Below are 13,536 nucleotides of genomic sequence, written 5' to 3'. Positions count from 1 at the left end.
CGGTTCGGAGTAAAACAGCGTCACCAGCACGTTTATCATTAATCACGAGCCATTGTAGTGCTGGGAGGAGAGCCGTCATGAAAGCGAGCCACGTTCGCAAACTGATCAAGCCAATCGAAAGCGCTTACTCCGAGATGTTCTCGGGGCGAGTGTATCGTGTTGGCCATGGTGCCGTTTCAGTTCGAAACCACAGCGGAAAGGGCGAACAGACTGTTGTGGGCGTGCACGGCTTTCTCGAAAACCACTGCTATTTCACCCAGGCCTATGAAGCGCCCACCACGGAACTGATCCTGCTGACCTGCAGTAATTATCATATTCCTGTTAATGGCGTAACGCCGGAAACACCGGACTGGGAAGTACCGATCAAGCATTTGGCAGGCACTATTGAATACGATGCCTGCATCCTGGGCCAGGCAATGGCCAACCTTCCCACCACTGCCAATGTGCGTGTGCATGGCCACTCACGGGGTGGCGCCGTGATTCTGGAAGCCATCAAACAGTGGCCGGAACTCTTTGAAGATGTGGAAGTCGTCCTGGAAGCGCCGGTGCTGCCCCAGGCTAGACTTCATGGCCTGGTCACCACGCTGCTGGAGCCCGTGAGCCATGGCATGTGGCCCTGGCTGATTCGCCTGATCAACAGCGCGCCTTCTTCAGCCTATGGCCAGACCTTTTTCGGTAAGATGAACCCACGTAAAAAACAGCTTCTCAGCAAGCTGTTTTCTGCCACCAGGGACCACCTGACCATTGTCCGGAACATTGAAAACATCATGGACTGGATGACCCGGACAGATACCAGCATTTACGACAACGTTCGTTATGGAACCTTCCTGATTCCCGCCGTTGACAGAATCCTGGATCGCAACGCCATGCTGGCCAGTGCCCGCAAAAGCCCGACAACCATGCGCATTGTGGAAACCGAGGCCCCGAGCCACTTCATAACGCTCGACAGCAAGGAGTGGGTCCCGGGGTTCGAGACGCTTTCGGCCACTGCCGAGGGCTAGCCTTACTGCACCGCCTGCCATCCTTCGTTAAACTGGCCCATCTTTTCCCTATGGTTTAACGGAGCCGGCTACCATGTATCGTGAGCGCCTCGTCGCTACCCAGGTTCATTCCGGCAGCGCCCGCCGTCTGCAACAGATGTTGCTTGACTACCACGATTTCCGTCAGCACAAGGTGGCCCACCCGCTGCTGGAGAGCACCTTCGACGTGTCCGACTGGCAAGCCAGGCGGCTGAAAGCCACTCATCAGGATCTTTACCAGCACCCCGGTTATCACAGCGGTCTCGAATTCCTGTTGAGCGACCTTTACGCGCCCGCCAGCATGACCCGGAGAGATGACAACATAGACCGTATTTTCCCAAAGATGGTCAAGTGGTTGCCAGATAACCTCCTGAACACTTTCGCGGGACTCGTCGAACTCAACCTGATCACACAGCAACTGGACCTTGAGCTCGCAGAGTTGCTACACGAGCGAGATATCCCCACCAACGACCTGGCAATCGAGCATTACTGCGAGACTTACAGATGCAGCCGTCAGCTGGCAAAACGAGAGCGCCAGATAGATCTGGTGGCTGATGTTGGCGAGCAGCTTGACCGTTACGTTCGCAATCGCACCCTTGGCTGGCTGCTGGCGATGAGCAGGGCACCGGCCGAAATGGCAGATCTGAGCGACCTGCACAGCTTCCTGCACCGAGGCTACACCGCGTTCAGGAACATGCATGATGTAGAGCTACTGATTGACCGAATCGTAAGGCGGGAAAAGCAGGTAATGGCGAATATTCTGAATGGTCACCCGGACCCTTTCCGGCTTCCGGGCAACCTCTGAAAGCACAGTGACCAACGGTCAGACCTTGATGATCTGGTCCAGCTGGGAGTGTATTTCCTGCTCAATCCTCGACTTGAATGCCCTCAGCAGCATACCCAGTTCGAGGTGCACGTGCATATCCGCATGGTCGATGGTCAGATGGCCCTTTACGCCACTGCGCTTGAAGCGCAGCACATCGCCCTCCCACTCGTAATTCACATCGAACTGGCGGGACAGGTCCTGGGCCAGCGTTTCTGCAACTCCCCGGGCGTGTTCCTTGTCGAGGGTATGGGGTCGGTGTATGTCAATCACAGACATAAATCAGTTTTCTCTCGGAAAATGGACGGTTTCACAGTGTAAGACGGTATTTAACTTGTAGCCACCCTTGTAGCAACCCGGCCAACCGTTAGAATACGGAGTTCAGATTCAGACAGGACTTATCCCATGAGCGAGCAACACACGCCAGCCAACAAGGACCGGACCAATCCGGGCCAGGATGACGTCACCCATTTTGGCTTCCGCGATGTACCCAAAAGCCAGAAGGCGAGCCAGGTGGCCGAGGTATTCCACAGTGTGGCCGGCAAGTACGACCTCATGAACGACCTGATGTCCATGGGCATTCACCGCTTGTGGAAACGCTTCACCATTGAGCTTTCCGGGGTTCGGCCCGGCCATCAGGTACTGGACATTGCAGGCGGCACCGGCGACCTGACCATGAAGTTTTCCGATCTGGTGGGCCCGGACGGCAAAGTAGTGCTCGCAGACATCAACGCGTCGATGCTGGAAGTCGGGCGGAGTCGCCTGATTGACCGTGGTTATGCCGGTAACATCGAATACGTGCAGGCAGATGCCGAGCACCTCCCGTTCCCGGACAACAATTTCAATGCAGTCTCTATTGCCTTCGGTCTGCGCAATGTCACTGACAAGGATCAGGCGCTCCGTGATATGGCGCGGGTACTCAAACCCGGCGGCAAGCTGATGGTTCTGGAGTTCTCCAAACCGACCAACCCGCTGCTGAGCAAGGCCTACGATACCTATTCGTTCACCGCGCTGCCGCTGATGGGCCAGCTGTTTGCCGGTGACAGCGAAAGCTACAAATACCTGGCTGAGTCCATCCGTATGCATCCGGATCAGGAAACCCTGAAAGGCATGATGGAGAACGCCGGACTGGTCAACTGCAAATATTACAATATGACGGGTGGCATCGTGGCACTGCACGTGGGAATCAAGCCCTGATGTTTCCCGGGCCGACTCTGCTGGCAGCTGTGACTGCCATCATTGAGCGTGGACTGAACCAAGCCCTTGAGCTTGACCCGGCTGGCCGGCAGGCGCTGCTGGGCGCAATGGAAAGCCCTATAGAGTTCAGCATTACCGCGCCTTTTGCCCTCAGCTGTTCGCTGTCCGGGGTCGGTGAGCGGGTTCAGGTCAGTAGTCAGCCCTCCGAGGCTCCTGCACTGGAAGTCAGCGGCAAGCCCCTGGCGTTCGCAGCACTGGCCACAGGCGACGACAGGGTATTCCGTGACGGACGGCTCTCTGTTGTTGGTGACACTGCCCTCGCCCACCAGCTGCAACAGGCCCTCAACCAACTGGATCCGGACTGGGAAGCCGCCATGGCGGCTCACGTTGGCGATGTACCTGCCCACTTCCTCGGCAAGCGCATTCGCAACGCCGTGAAATGGAGCCGGCAGGCCTTCCATTCCCTCAATGCCAACATTGAGGAGTATGTGCACGAAGAAAGCCGAACACTGCCCGGCCGCCGCGAACTGGAGGCCACCTTTGAGGACATTGACAACCTTAGCCTCCGGACCGAGCGGCTGGAAGCGCGCCTGAACCACGTTGAAAACCGCGGCAACCCTGACGAACCGGAGAACCTGTGACCCGTCTGCAACGCCTGTTCCGAATTGCCTGGGTGTTCTGCCGTTATCGGCTGGACACCTTTTTACCATTGGCGGAACTCCCTGCTCCCCTCAAGATATTTTTCCTGCTGGCGCCGTGGCACCTGTTCCCGCAACCCAAGCTGGACCGCGGTGATCGCCTCAGGTTGGCCCTCGAAGAGCTGGGCCCGGTGTTCGTCAAATTTGGCCAGATCCTGTCCACGCGTCGGGACCTCTTGCCGGATGACATGGCCGAATCCCTGAAAACGCTGCAGGACCGGGTTCCACCGTTCCCCAGCGATGTTGCCCGCGGTATCATCGAGACGTCTCTGGGTGCTCCGGTCTCCGACCTGTTCCAAGATTTCAGCGCAGACCCCATGGCCTCGGCATCTGTAGCCCAGGTGCATGCGGCCACGCTGCCCAATGGCCAGGAGGTGGTGGTCAAGGTCCTGCGCCCGGGCATCGAAAAGGTCATTCGCCAGGACCTGGCGTTGATGTACCTGATGGCCGGCCTGCTGGAAAAATACTGGTCTGAGGGCAAGCGCCTGCATCCTGTGGATGTAGTGGCAGATTACGACTCAACGATTCATGATGAACTGGACCTGCAGCGGGAAGCCGCCAATGCAAGCCAGTTACGAAGGAATTTCGAGAACTCCTCACTGATTTATATCCCGTATATTGACTGGAATTACACCCGCAAGTCCGTTCTTGTCATGGAGCGTATTCACGGCATCCCCATTGCCGATGTTCCGGCTCTGAAAGCGGCTGGTGTGAACATGAAGGTACTGGCCGAAAAGGGCGTGGAAATCTTTTTCACACAGGTCTTTCGCGACAGCTTTTTCCACGCTGACATGCACCCGGGTAATATCTTTGTGGATTGCTCCAACCCGAGTGACCCGAAATACATTGCCATTGATTTTGGCATTGTCGGCACCCTGGCACCGGACGACCAGAGCTACCTTGCCCGCAATCTGCTGGCGTTCTTTCGCCGGGATTACCGGCAGGTGGCCCAACTTCACATCCAGTCCGGCTGGGTGCCCCCGGATACCCGGGTGAATGAATTCGAGGCGGCCATCCGTACTGTATGCGAGCCGATTTTCGAGAAGCCGCTCAAGGATATTTCATTCGGACATTTCCTGCTTCGTCTGTTCCAGACAGCGCGCCGGTTCAACATGGAGGTGCAGCCGCAGCTCGTTTTGCTTCAGAAAACCCTGCTGAACGTGGAGGGCCTCGGCCGGCAGCTTTATCCGGAACTGGACCTCTGGAGCACGGCCCAGCCATTCCTGGAAAGCTGGATGCGTAAACGGATTGGTCCCTCTGGTCTGATCAAGTCCCTGCAAACCCACCTGCCGGCCTGGCTGGAACAGTCACCAGAGATGCCCCAACTGGTTCACGATGCGCTGCTGCAATTACGGCACTCGGGGCCCACAGAACAGCAGAATAACGATACACTGGCGCTTCTCCGTGAGCAGCAGACTCGCGCGGACCGGCGGTGGCGTCGAGGCCTGACAGCACTGGCACTGGTCACCGCCGCGGCGCTTGGAACCCAGCCGGAAGCACAGGCATGGGCACAAAGCATTCCGGTATGGAGCTGGGTATTGCTTGCAGCCGCGGGCGTACTGGTTCTGCGCGGAAGCCGTTAAATCACACAGAGTTCAGGATTTCAAAAGATGCAAGACTCACCCGATAACGCCGACATTCCTGACTGGCTTGAAACCATCCGCTGGACGGCCGACGGCCTGGTCCCCGCAATTGCCCAGGACGCGGCCACCGGAGACATCCTGATGATGGCCTGGATGAACCGGGAATCCCTGCGCCTCACGGCCGAAGAGGGGCATGCCGTTTATTGGTCACGCTCACGGGGCAAACTTTGGCGTAAGGGTGAGACGTCCGGGCATCAGCAGGTCGTAAGGGATATCCGCCTCGACTGCGATGAGGACGTCATACTGCTGAAAGTGGAACAAAAGGGTGGCATTGCCTGCCATACCGGACGGCGAAGCTGTTTTTACCGAACCTTAGAAAACGGTGAATGGGTCAGCGTTGAACCCGTTATTAAAGACCCTGATGCCATCTATGGCAGCAACTGAGGAGCATACAAGGTGAGTGACGTACTCGAACGCCTGGCTCAGGTACTGGAAGAGCGAAAACAAGCTGACCCGGACACATCCTACGTAGCCAGCCTTCATGCCAAAGGCCTGAACAAAATCCTGGAAAAGGTCGGCGAGGAATGCACGGAAACCCTGCTGGCGGCAAAGGATGCGGAACAATCCGGCGACACCGCAGAACTGGTTTACGAAACCGCGGATCTGTGGTTTCACAGCATGGTCATGCTGTCCCGGCTAGGCCTTGGCCCGAAAGAAGTTCTGGAGGAACTGGCGCGCCGATTTGATCTTTCAGGGCTTGAAGAAAAGGCCTCCCGGAGCGACTGAAATTTCCATACCCTTTAGGGGGTTTCCGCAGACGGATTCTGTTAACGTATAATGTAATCAGACAGAAACATCAAAAACGAGGGTCCCCTGATGGGCATCAGTATCTGGCAACTTCTTATTGTACTTGGCATTGTCATCCTGCTGTTCGGAACAAAAAAACTGCGCAACATCGGCACCGATCTCGGAGGCGCCATTCGCGGTTTCAAGAAGTCCATGAGTGAAGACGAAAAGAAAGACGCCGACCAGCAGGACCCTGACTCTCTGGAAAAGAACGCCGAATCCCAGGACCAGCAGGCCGGGGCGGAAGACAAGCCACGGGACAAGTCCCACAGCTGAGACCGGGCTGAATGTTTGATATCGGCTTTCTTGAACTTCTGATCTGCGGCGTCATTGCGCTGCTGGTGCTTGGCCCTGAGCGTTTACCGGCAGCGGCCCGGGCTGCCGGCCGTTGGGTCGGTGGTGCGCGCCGCATGGTCAGTCAGTTCACCTCGGAACTGGACCGCGAGCTCAAGGCGGAAGAACTCCGGGAGGAGTTAAAAAAAGCCGGCGATATCGGGCTCGACGACGTCCAGAAAACCGTTCGCGGTGCTTTGGATGAAGCCAAAAAATACGAGCACATGATTTTGCCCGACGAAGCTTCCGGGAAACGCAATACGGAGCCGGCTCAAACGGAAGCCATCCGTGACGATTCCTCGGATACGCCGCCAAAACAGGACACCAACGCTGAGCCCGGGGGCCCTGACAACAACGGCTCCAGGCAAGGCCCTTCGGATAATCGTTCATGAGTTCCAGGCCAGACGGCAACCAGCACCCTCCAGAACACCAGGAAATGCCATTAGTCGAGCATTTGCTGGAACTGCGAAACCGCCTGCTAAAGATGGTGCTGGCAGTGGTAATTTGCTTTGCCGCCATCTATCCGTTTGCCAATGAGCTCTACCTGTGGCTCTCCCAACCACTGCGCGAACTGCTCCCGGTCGGGCAGACCATGATCGCCACCGACGTCACATCGCCTTTCTTTGCTCCGCTGAAACTCGCGCTGGTGCTGTCGGTCTTTGCCGCCATTCCCGTTATCCTTTACCAGCTCTGGAGCTTCATTGCGCCGGGTCTCTATTCCCATGAGAAGCGCCTCGCTTTCCCGCTGCTGTTCACCTCAGTGATCCTGTTTTATCTGGGTGCTGCGTTTGCGTATTATGTGGTGTTCCCTCTCGTCTTCAGTTTTTTTACCGCGATCGGGCCCGAGGGCATCGTTGAACTGCCGGACATCGCCAGCTACCTGAATTTCGTACTGAAGATGTTTTTTGCATTCGGTGTTGCCTTCGAAATCCCGATTGCGACTGTCCTTCTGATCCTCACCGGTGCGACCACACCGTCCGACCTGGCAGCCAAACGCCCCTATATTGTGGTTGCCTGCTTCATAATCGGCATGCTGCTGACTCCACCCGACATCATTTCCCAGACATTACTGGCCGTGCCCATGTGGATCCTGTTCGAATTCGGGATTATTTTCGGGCGCCTGGCCAAGCGGGAAGTGACCGAACCGGAATCCGAAGAGCCGTCCGGCGGATGAATCTGGCGTTACTGTTTGAAGAGGATTTCACGCGCCCGGACAGGGTACGGCTGACAGGCCGCCGCCTGGCTCACCTGCAGTCCGTCATCAAGGTAGGCGTTGGTGACTGCATTCCCGTTGGTCGTGTGAACGGTCGGATTGGCACGGGGGAGATCCTGACCCTGACCGATTCCGAGGCTGAGCTGGCCGTGGCATTTGATCAGGCACCTCCGCCAGTCCTGCCGCTCACACTGATCATAGCCATGCCTCGTCCCAAGATGTTCCGTCGCGTTCTGCAGACGTGCGCAACGCTGGGAGCGAAAGATATCTGGCTGATCAACAGCTACAAGGTAGAGAAAAGTTTCTGGCAAACGCCCTGGTTATCCGACGACAACCTGCGGGAAAATCTCACACTTGGACTGGAACAAGCCAGGGACACCATCATGCCGGAGGTCCGTATCCGAAAGCTGTTCAAACCCTTTGTGGAAGACGAACTCCCCGCGTTGCTGTCCGGAAAGCGGGCCCTGGTTGCCCACCCCGGAACCAACACACCATGCCCGACACACCTGAACCAGCCTGCCGCCCTGTGCATCGGGCCGGAAGGCGGCTTTACACCCTACGAGGTCGGGAAGCTTGAAGAAGCAGGGTGCGAAGCAGTCCATCTCGGCCCACGCATCCTTCGGGTGGAAACGGCTGTACCCGTGCTGATAAGCCGGCTGTTCGACGCCTGCCGCTAGCTCAGGCCGAGCGTTCAGCCCAGAGCTTTTGCAGCGGGGTGATAACCGCAACCAGAACAGCGCCTGCCAAAAGCCCCAGGGCGCCGTTAATCAGGGTCGGCATCAGGGCGCTTCCGACACCTCCCAATCCCTCGGCAAAGTGATGGATGGCCTCATACACTGGTGGCACGCCGTGGGCGAGGATTCCGCCCCCCACCAGAAACATGGCGATCGTGCCTAGAATGGACAAGGTTTTCATCATGTAGGGCGCAAGCCAGAGAATACCCCGGCCCATTTTTTGCGCAAGTTCGCTGTCTTGCTGGCTCAGATACAAACCACCGTCGTCCAGTTTCACGATACCGGCCACCAGCCCATAAACGACTACGGTAATCATGATGGCCACAACGGCCAGCACCAGAAACTGAATGCCAATGGTTTCACCGGTGACCGTGCCGAGGGTGATGGCGATAATTTCTGCAGAGAGAATGAAATCGGTACGAATCGCACCTTTAATCTTGTCCTTCTCCAGAGCCTTCAGATCGGCCTCGGGATTTTTCAGGGCCGCTTTCAATTCGCTCTTGTGGGCCTGATCTTCCTCACGGTGCAGAAACTTGTGGGCCAGCTTTTCAAAACCCTCGAAACACAGAAAAGCCCCTCCCAGCATGAGTAACGGCGTCACCAGCCAGGGCACGAAAAAGCTGATGGCGACCGCTGCCGGAACGAGGATTGCCTTGTTGACGAATGACCCCTTGGCTACAGCCCAGACCACCGGTAACTCCCTGGCGGGCTTCACTCCTGTCACCTGCTGGGCGTTGAGGGCAAGATCGTCTCCCAGAACACCTGCGGTTTTCTTGGTGGCAGTTTTCGTCATCAGGGACACATCGTCCAGAATGGTGGCGATGTCATCGATAAGCGCGAGCAGACTGCTTCCTGCCATGGTGCTGACGTCCTTAGCGTAACGGTTCCAGATCGGCCGAGTTTATCCGAAACCGGAACCCTCAGGAACCCAGCTTTTTCAGGCCGTAGACCACAGACTCCAGCGAGGCCTCACCCAGCAGGCGATTTGCCGGTGCGCTGTTCGTCCCGGAAAAAAACAAAACAGCGGGAGGACCCGGAACCTGCCAGCTATCAAGCTGGTCTTTCTGCGCCTGCGTAAAGTCCGTTACATCCAGCTTGATGAAATGCACCTTATCCGACCAGGCCATGACATCCCGGGTACTGAACACTTCCTCGTCCATGACCTTGCAGCTGACGCACCAGTCCGCATAAACATCCACCATGACAGGACGGCCGCTGCCGAGCGCCACATCAAGATCAGCAATTTCCTCGATCACCTCAAAGCGCTCGACTGGCGTTCTTGCTTCTGTCGAGGCAATGCCAAAGCCGGCCAGGGGCTGCCAGAGCGAACCCTCCCCACGGGCTGCACCCAGCACCAGCAACAAGCCCCATACCGACAACAAAACCCCGGCCGTCTTGCGCGACCCTGCCCAGCCCCGGGAAACACCTTCGAGGGCGCCGAGCTGGATGCCACACCACAGCAATAACGCACCCCACAGCGCCAGTGCGGCCGTCTCTGGCAGGATACGTTCCAGCAAGCCAAGCGCCACAACCAGCAGACCAACACCAAAGAGTTGCTTGACCCGCTCCATCCAGAGGCCGGCTTTGGGCAGCATTCTGGAACCGGTGGTGCCGATCAGGATCAGTGGCACACCCATGCCCAGCGCCATGGCAAACAGTGCACCGCCCCCGATAACCGCATCACCCGTGGTCGAAATATAAAGCAGTGCCCCGGCCAGAGGCGCTGACACACAGGGCGACACTACCAGGGCTGAAATCAGCCCCATGAGAGCGACCCCGAGCCATTGGCCGCCTTTGGATTTTTGTCCGAGACGATCAAGGCGATCACGCAGCCCCGCAGGCAACTGAAGCTCAAACAGACCAAACATGGATAAGGCCAACGCCAGAAAGAGCACGGCAAAAACAACGATTACCGCGGGCTGCTGCATCGCCGCCTGCAGGTTTGCACGAGCCCCCAGGTAACCCACAGTGATCCCTAACACCGTATAGGTGGAAGCCATTCCCAGTACGTAGGCTACCGACAGCGAAAAGCCTTTGGCCGCGGACGCTGACGGGTTCTGACCCACGACGATGCTCGACAGGATGGGCACCATAGGCAGGACACAAGGCGTAAAGGTCAACCCCAGCCCCAACAGGAAAAAGGTCCCCAGAATAACCACCAGCCCGGCATCGCTGAGAAGGCCGGCCAGGCCTTCCGCCTCGCTGGCTGGAGCGGCCTCTTCAGGGATGTTTTGTGCGCTGACGACTAACGGTGCCGCCGTGTCGGCACTGGATGCGGCCGGGGCCGGGGACACCGTTAAGGTCCGGGTTTGCGGTGGATAACACAGACCTGCCTCCGCACAGCCCTGGTAACGGTATTGCACTTCGGTTGCCGGCCCCAGATTCACCGGCACCTGCCACGACGCTTCGTTGTGGTAAACGGCTTGTTCGCCAAACCAGGGGTCCTGTTTGACCTCCGGTGTCGAGAGAAATTCACCGGCCGCTGGCATTTCCCCGCCTACCTCTACCGAGATCCGCGACTGATACAGGTAGTAGCCCGGTGCAATTTGCCAGTTAATGGCCAGCAGGCCCTCGTTGTAGGTGACATCCGGCCGGAAAGCCTGATCCACGGAAAGAAACTCCTCCTCGCCGGCGACCGCAAAAGTCGGCAGCAACACCAGCAGCAACAGTAATCCCAGAAGCATCCCGGAAAGAATTCCGTCTGCTTGATGAATGACAGGATCGTTCTTGAGGGCCATACCCATTTCTCCAGAGCCGCAACCACAGACACATTTGTTTGCAGTATCCTTTGGCACCCTTAAGACTTCCTTAAGATTATGCTTTTAGACTGGCTCCATTGATCCACTGGAGTCTTAGCCATGCTTTGCTCAAGAACACTCGCCTGTATCCGTATCCGTCTCACCCCCAGCGCCTTGATCCTCCTGGGCGCCGCGTTGTTAAGCATCAACACCCACGCAGCGACCACCGGCCTCGCGCCGGAACTGAACCTGCCCACAAAGGACGGCAAAGTCAGTCTCGCTGACCTGCGCGGTAAAGTGGTCCTTCTGGATTTCTGGGCCTCCTGGTGCGGCCCCTGTCGCGAGTCATTCCCCTGGATGAACAGCATGCAGGCCAAATACCGGAATCAGGGATTCGAAGTGGTTGCGGTCAACCTCGACCAGGAATCTGAAGCAGCTGCAGAGTTCCTTGCAAAGATTCCGGCGGCCTTCACCGTGGCGTACGACCCCGAGGGCCAGACTCCCCAGGCCTACGAGGTCATGGGCATGCCAAGTGCCTACCTGATCGACCGGGAAGGCCGTATCCACAGTCAACACATCGGCTTTCACAACGATCGCAAGGATAACTACGAAGCGGAAATCCGCAGCCTTCTGCGGGCAGAACAGAACTGATCCGGCGCTATTGAGCGCCCGCCTTACCACAAGGAGAAGAACATGCCCGATAGCACCTGGTTGACCGGTCGCCGTTTCAGGCGGGCCGGCACTGCATTGATGCTGGTCTCAATAGTAGCCCTGGCAGGCTGCAGTAGCCTGGGCGTCAAGCCCTGGGAGCGCGATCTGCTGGCTGATCCCGATATGCAGTTAACAGTATCCGGCGTCGACGCCGGTCTTGATGATCACATTTATTTCAGCAAGGAAGCGTCCAGTGGCGGGCGCGGCTTTGGCGGAGGTGGCTGCGGATGCAACTGACCAATAAAGACAAAAACGGTAAGCCGGTGGGGCGCGCACTCGCAGCCGCTACCTGCGCCCTTCTCGGCGTTCAGGCAACGAATACTCTCGCCAAGGATAAACCCGGCGAATGGGACGTCGAAACGGCGCTCCTGGTCTATTCAGAAACGGATGACCGGGTCCAGGCAGCAGAACCGGTCATCAGTGCCACACGTAATTACGACGGCGACCGCAAACTGAACCTTAAACTCATTGCCGACACGCTCACCGGGGCATCCCCGTCCGGAGCAACGCCCAGTGACCTGCCGCAAACCTTTACCAGGCCATCGGGCAGCGGCAGCTACGACGTCCCCGCCGGCGAGCCACCTCTTGATGACAGTTTCAAGGATACCCGTGTTGCCCTGTCGGCCTCCTGGACGGCTCCGCTTAACCGGGACTACACCTACACTGTCGGTGCTTATGGCTCAAAGGAGTACGATTACCTTTCCACCGCCGTAAACGGCAGCCTCTCCCGCTATCTCAACAACAAGAACACCACTCTGACCGGTGGTCTGTCTCTGGGTGTCGATCTCGTGGATCCGGTTGGCGGAGCACCGGTAGGGCTGTCCCGCATGCCCTTGAGGACCAACAAAACCGAAGCCCAGTTCGACCAGGAATTCGCCTTGACCCGGGAGAGTGATGACACCAAAACCCTGGTGGACGCCCTGTTCGGTGTCACCCAGGTCATCAACCGTCGCACCCTGATGCAGTTCAATTACGGCGTCAGCTATTCCAGCGGTTACCTCACCGATCCATACAAGATTCTGAGCGTTATCGACGATGCGAGCGGCGCCAACTTCGGAGGCAACCTGATTGAATCCGATGGTAACCCGGTTTACCTGTACGAGAACCGTCCGGACACCCGGATGAAGCACACGCTCTACTGGCAAACAAAGTACATGCTGGGCAATGGCGACGTCATGGACGGTTCGTACCGGTTCATGGTCGACGACTGGGGCATCACCTCCCATACGGTGGACCTGAAATACCGCTGGAAATTGGACAAGAGCTATCTGGAACCTCATTTCCGGTATTACCTGCAGTCCGAGGCCGACTTCTACAAACGGTATCTGACGGCAACCGAATATAACGGTGGAACGCCAGTCCTGTCTGAAGCCAGCGCCGATTACCGGCTGGGTGAGCTGACCGGACTGACCTTCGGAGCCAAATGGGGCTATCGCTTCGACGAAGACCGGGAACTGGCGATACGGGCGGAATACATGATTCAGACCAATGACGGCGACGAAGGCTTCGGCAAACTCGCCAGCCAGGACCTGTATCCAGACACCAATGCCATGTGGCTTCAACTCAGTTATAGTTTCTGACGAACTCCAATCTACCCTGCGGATCCCGTCTGCCTCTGGCGGCGGGATGCCCGAGGAAGCC

The 13,536-nt window shown here is 57.5% G+C and carries 17 protein-coding genes; 14 read left to right on the top strand and 3 right to left on the bottom strand.

What is annotated here, in order from left to right; all coding sequences use genetic code 11:
• Positions 1-77: 77 nt before the first annotated feature.
• Complete coding sequence (locus BKP64_RS17790; RefSeq protein ID WP_070973050.1) at positions 78-1,001, top strand: alpha/beta hydrolase; 924 nt, start codon at positions 78-80, stop codon at positions 999-1,001.
• 73 nt (positions 1,002-1,074) lie between these two features.
• Positions 1,075-1,824, top strand: coding sequence for a DUF8198 family protein (locus tag BKP64_RS17785; protein WP_070973048.1), 750 nt, complete (start codon positions 1,075-1,077; stop codon positions 1,822-1,824).
• Positions 1,825-1,842: 18 nt separating this feature from the next.
• On the opposite strand, the gene BKP64_RS17780 is transcribed toward BKP64_RS17785, so the two are convergent.
• The gene (locus BKP64_RS17780) at positions 1,843-2,121 is read right to left on the bottom strand and encodes a polyhydroxyalkanoic acid system family protein (RefSeq protein WP_070973046.1); all 279 of its coding nucleotides are present in this window, start codon (positions 2,119-2,121) and stop codon (positions 1,843-1,845) included.
• A 126-nt stretch (positions 2,122-2,247) separates the two neighbouring features.
• Here BKP64_RS17780 and ubiE point away from each other — a divergent pair, with 126 nt between their 5' ends.
• The 9 genes from ubiE (at position 2,248) to BKP64_RS17735 (ending at position 8,389) form a co-directional block, all read left to right on the top strand.
• Entirely contained in the window at positions 2,248-3,039 is a 792-nt protein-coding gene (gene ubiE / locus BKP64_RS17775) for a bifunctional demethylmenaquinone methyltransferase/2-methoxy-6-polyprenyl-1,4-benzoquinol methylase UbiE (RefSeq protein WP_070973044.1), read from the top strand.
• Positions 3,039-3,680 carry a ubiquinone biosynthesis accessory factor UbiJ gene (locus BKP64_RS17770; protein WP_070973041.1) on the top strand — a complete coding sequence of 214 codons (642 nt, stop codon included), beginning with the start codon at positions 3,039-3,041 and terminating at the stop codon, positions 3,678-3,680. Before ubiE ends, BKP64_RS17770 begins: the two co-directional genes overlap by 1 nt.
• Positions 3,677-5,320, top strand: a complete 1,644-nt coding sequence (gene ubiB, locus BKP64_RS17765) for a ubiquinone biosynthesis regulatory protein kinase UbiB (RefSeq protein WP_070973039.1) — start codon at positions 3,677-3,679, stop codon at positions 5,318-5,320. The genes BKP64_RS17770 and ubiB overlap by 4 nt, the downstream gene beginning before the upstream one ends.
• 54 nt (positions 5,321-5,374) lie before the next feature.
• Positions 5,375-5,764: a phosphoribosyl-AMP cyclohydrolase gene (gene hisI / locus BKP64_RS17760; RefSeq protein ID WP_198402699.1), complete on the top strand. Its 390-nt coding sequence runs from the start codon at positions 5,375-5,377 to the stop codon at positions 5,762-5,764.
• A gap of 12 nt (positions 5,765-5,776) precedes the next feature.
• The gene (locus BKP64_RS17755) at positions 5,777-6,106 is read left to right on the top strand and encodes a phosphoribosyl-ATP diphosphatase (RefSeq protein ID WP_070973035.1); all 330 of its coding nucleotides are present in this window, start codon (positions 5,777-5,779) and stop codon (positions 6,104-6,106) included.
• 90 nt (positions 6,107-6,196) lie between these two features.
• Positions 6,197-6,442 (top strand): Sec-independent protein translocase subunit TatA, encoded by a 246-nt coding sequence (tatA, locus tag BKP64_RS17750; RefSeq protein WP_070973033.1) that lies wholly within the window; start codon positions 6,197-6,199, stop codon positions 6,440-6,442.
• Positions 6,443-6,453: 11 nt separating this feature from the next.
• Positions 6,454-6,891 (top strand): Sec-independent protein translocase protein TatB, encoded by a 438-nt coding sequence (gene tatB / locus BKP64_RS17745; protein ID WP_227515458.1) that lies wholly within the window; start codon positions 6,454-6,456, stop codon positions 6,889-6,891.
• A complete protein-coding gene (gene tatC / locus BKP64_RS17740; protein ID WP_070973031.1) occupies positions 6,888-7,673 on the top strand; it encodes a twin-arginine translocase subunit TatC in 786 nt (261 codons plus the stop codon). The genes tatB and tatC overlap by 4 nt, the downstream gene beginning before the upstream one ends.
• The gene (locus BKP64_RS17735; protein ID WP_070973029.1) at positions 7,670-8,389 is read left to right on the top strand and encodes a 16S rRNA (uracil(1498)-N(3))-methyltransferase; all 720 of its coding nucleotides are present in this window, start codon (positions 7,670-7,672) and stop codon (positions 8,387-8,389) included. The genes tatC and BKP64_RS17735 overlap by 4 nt, the downstream gene beginning before the upstream one ends.
• Position 8,390: 1 nt before the next feature.
• Here the strand turns inward: BKP64_RS17735 and BKP64_RS17730 are convergent, their stop codons facing one another.
• Entirely contained in the window at positions 8,391-9,305 is a 915-nt protein-coding gene (locus BKP64_RS17730) for a DUF808 domain-containing protein (RefSeq protein ID WP_070973027.1), read from the bottom strand.
• A gap of 61 nt (positions 9,306-9,366) precedes the next feature.
• Positions 9,367-11,184 carry a protein-disulfide reductase DsbD gene (gene dsbD, locus BKP64_RS17725; protein ID WP_070973025.1) on the bottom strand — a complete coding sequence of 606 codons (1,818 nt, stop codon included), beginning with the start codon at positions 11,182-11,184 and terminating at the stop codon, positions 9,367-9,369.
• 120 nt (positions 11,185-11,304) lie between these two features.
• Here dsbD and BKP64_RS17720 point away from each other — a divergent pair, with 120 nt between their 5' ends.
• The 3 genes from BKP64_RS17720 to BKP64_RS17710 are packed head-to-tail and all read left to right on the top strand — an operon-like array spanning position 11,305 to position 13,475.
• A complete protein-coding gene (locus BKP64_RS17720) occupies positions 11,305-11,835 on the top strand; it encodes a TlpA family protein disulfide reductase (RefSeq protein WP_083329254.1) in 531 nt (176 codons plus the stop codon).
• 42 nt (positions 11,836-11,877) lie between these two features.
• The gene (locus BKP64_RS17715; RefSeq protein WP_083329253.1) at positions 11,878-12,132 is read left to right on the top strand and encodes a DUF4266 domain-containing protein; all 255 of its coding nucleotides are present in this window, start codon (positions 11,878-11,880) and stop codon (positions 12,130-12,132) included.
• Positions 12,123-13,475, top strand: a complete 1,353-nt coding sequence (locus BKP64_RS17710) for a DUF3570 domain-containing protein (RefSeq protein ID WP_070973022.1) — start codon at positions 12,123-12,125, stop codon at positions 13,473-13,475. The genes BKP64_RS17715 and BKP64_RS17710 overlap by 10 nt, the downstream gene beginning before the upstream one ends.
• Positions 13,476-13,536 lie beyond the last annotated feature (61 nt).

The organism is Marinobacter salinus (assembly GCF_001854125.1).
In the GTDB taxonomy this organism is placed as follows: domain Bacteria; phylum Pseudomonadota; class Gammaproteobacteria; order Pseudomonadales; family Oleiphilaceae; genus Marinobacter; species Marinobacter salinus.
This window is presented reverse-complemented; position numbering and strand designations above follow the sequence as displayed.

Coding starts and splice junctions, on each gene's coding strand:
- BKP64_RS17790 (WP_070973050.1), top strand. CDS start 78: ATGAAAGCGAGCCACGTTCGCAAACTGATCAAGCCAATCGAAAGCGCT.
- BKP64_RS17785 (WP_070973048.1), top strand. CDS start 1,075: ATGTATCGTGAGCGCCTCGTCGCTACCCAGGTTCATTCCGGCAGCGCC.
- BKP64_RS17780 (WP_070973046.1), bottom strand. CDS start 2,121: ATGTCTGTGATTGACATACACCGACCCCATACCCTCGACAAGGAACAC.
- ubiE (WP_070973044.1), top strand. CDS start 2,248: ATGAGCGAGCAACACACGCCAGCCAACAAGGACCGGACCAATCCGGGC.
- BKP64_RS17770 (WP_070973041.1), top strand. CDS start 3,039: ATGTTTCCCGGGCCGACTCTGCTGGCAGCTGTGACTGCCATCATTGAG.
- tatA (WP_070973033.1), top strand. CDS start 6,197: ATGGGCATCAGTATCTGGCAACTTCTTATTGTACTTGGCATTGTCATC.
- tatB (WP_227515458.1), top strand. CDS start 6,454: ATGTTTGATATCGGCTTTCTTGAACTTCTGATCTGCGGCGTCATTGCG.
- tatC (WP_070973031.1), top strand. CDS start 6,888: ATGAGTTCCAGGCCAGACGGCAACCAGCACCCTCCAGAACACCAGGAA.
- BKP64_RS17735 (WP_070973029.1), top strand. CDS start 7,670: ATGAATCTGGCGTTACTGTTTGAAGAGGATTTCACGCGCCCGGACAGG.
- BKP64_RS17730 (WP_070973027.1), bottom strand. CDS start 9,305: ATGGCAGGAAGCAGTCTGCTCGCGCTTATCGATGACATCGCCACCATT.
- dsbD (WP_070973025.1), bottom strand. CDS start 11,184: ATGGCCCTCAAGAACGATCCTGTCATTCATCAAGCAGACGGAATTCTT.
- BKP64_RS17720 (WP_083329254.1), top strand. CDS start 11,305: ATGCTTTGCTCAAGAACACTCGCCTGTATCCGTATCCGTCTCACCCCC.
- BKP64_RS17715 (WP_083329253.1), top strand. CDS start 11,878: ATGCCCGATAGCACCTGGTTGACCGGTCGCCGTTTCAGGCGGGCCGGC.
- BKP64_RS17710 (WP_070973022.1), top strand. CDS start 12,123: ATGCAACTGACCAATAAAGACAAAAACGGTAAGCCGGTGGGGCGCGCA.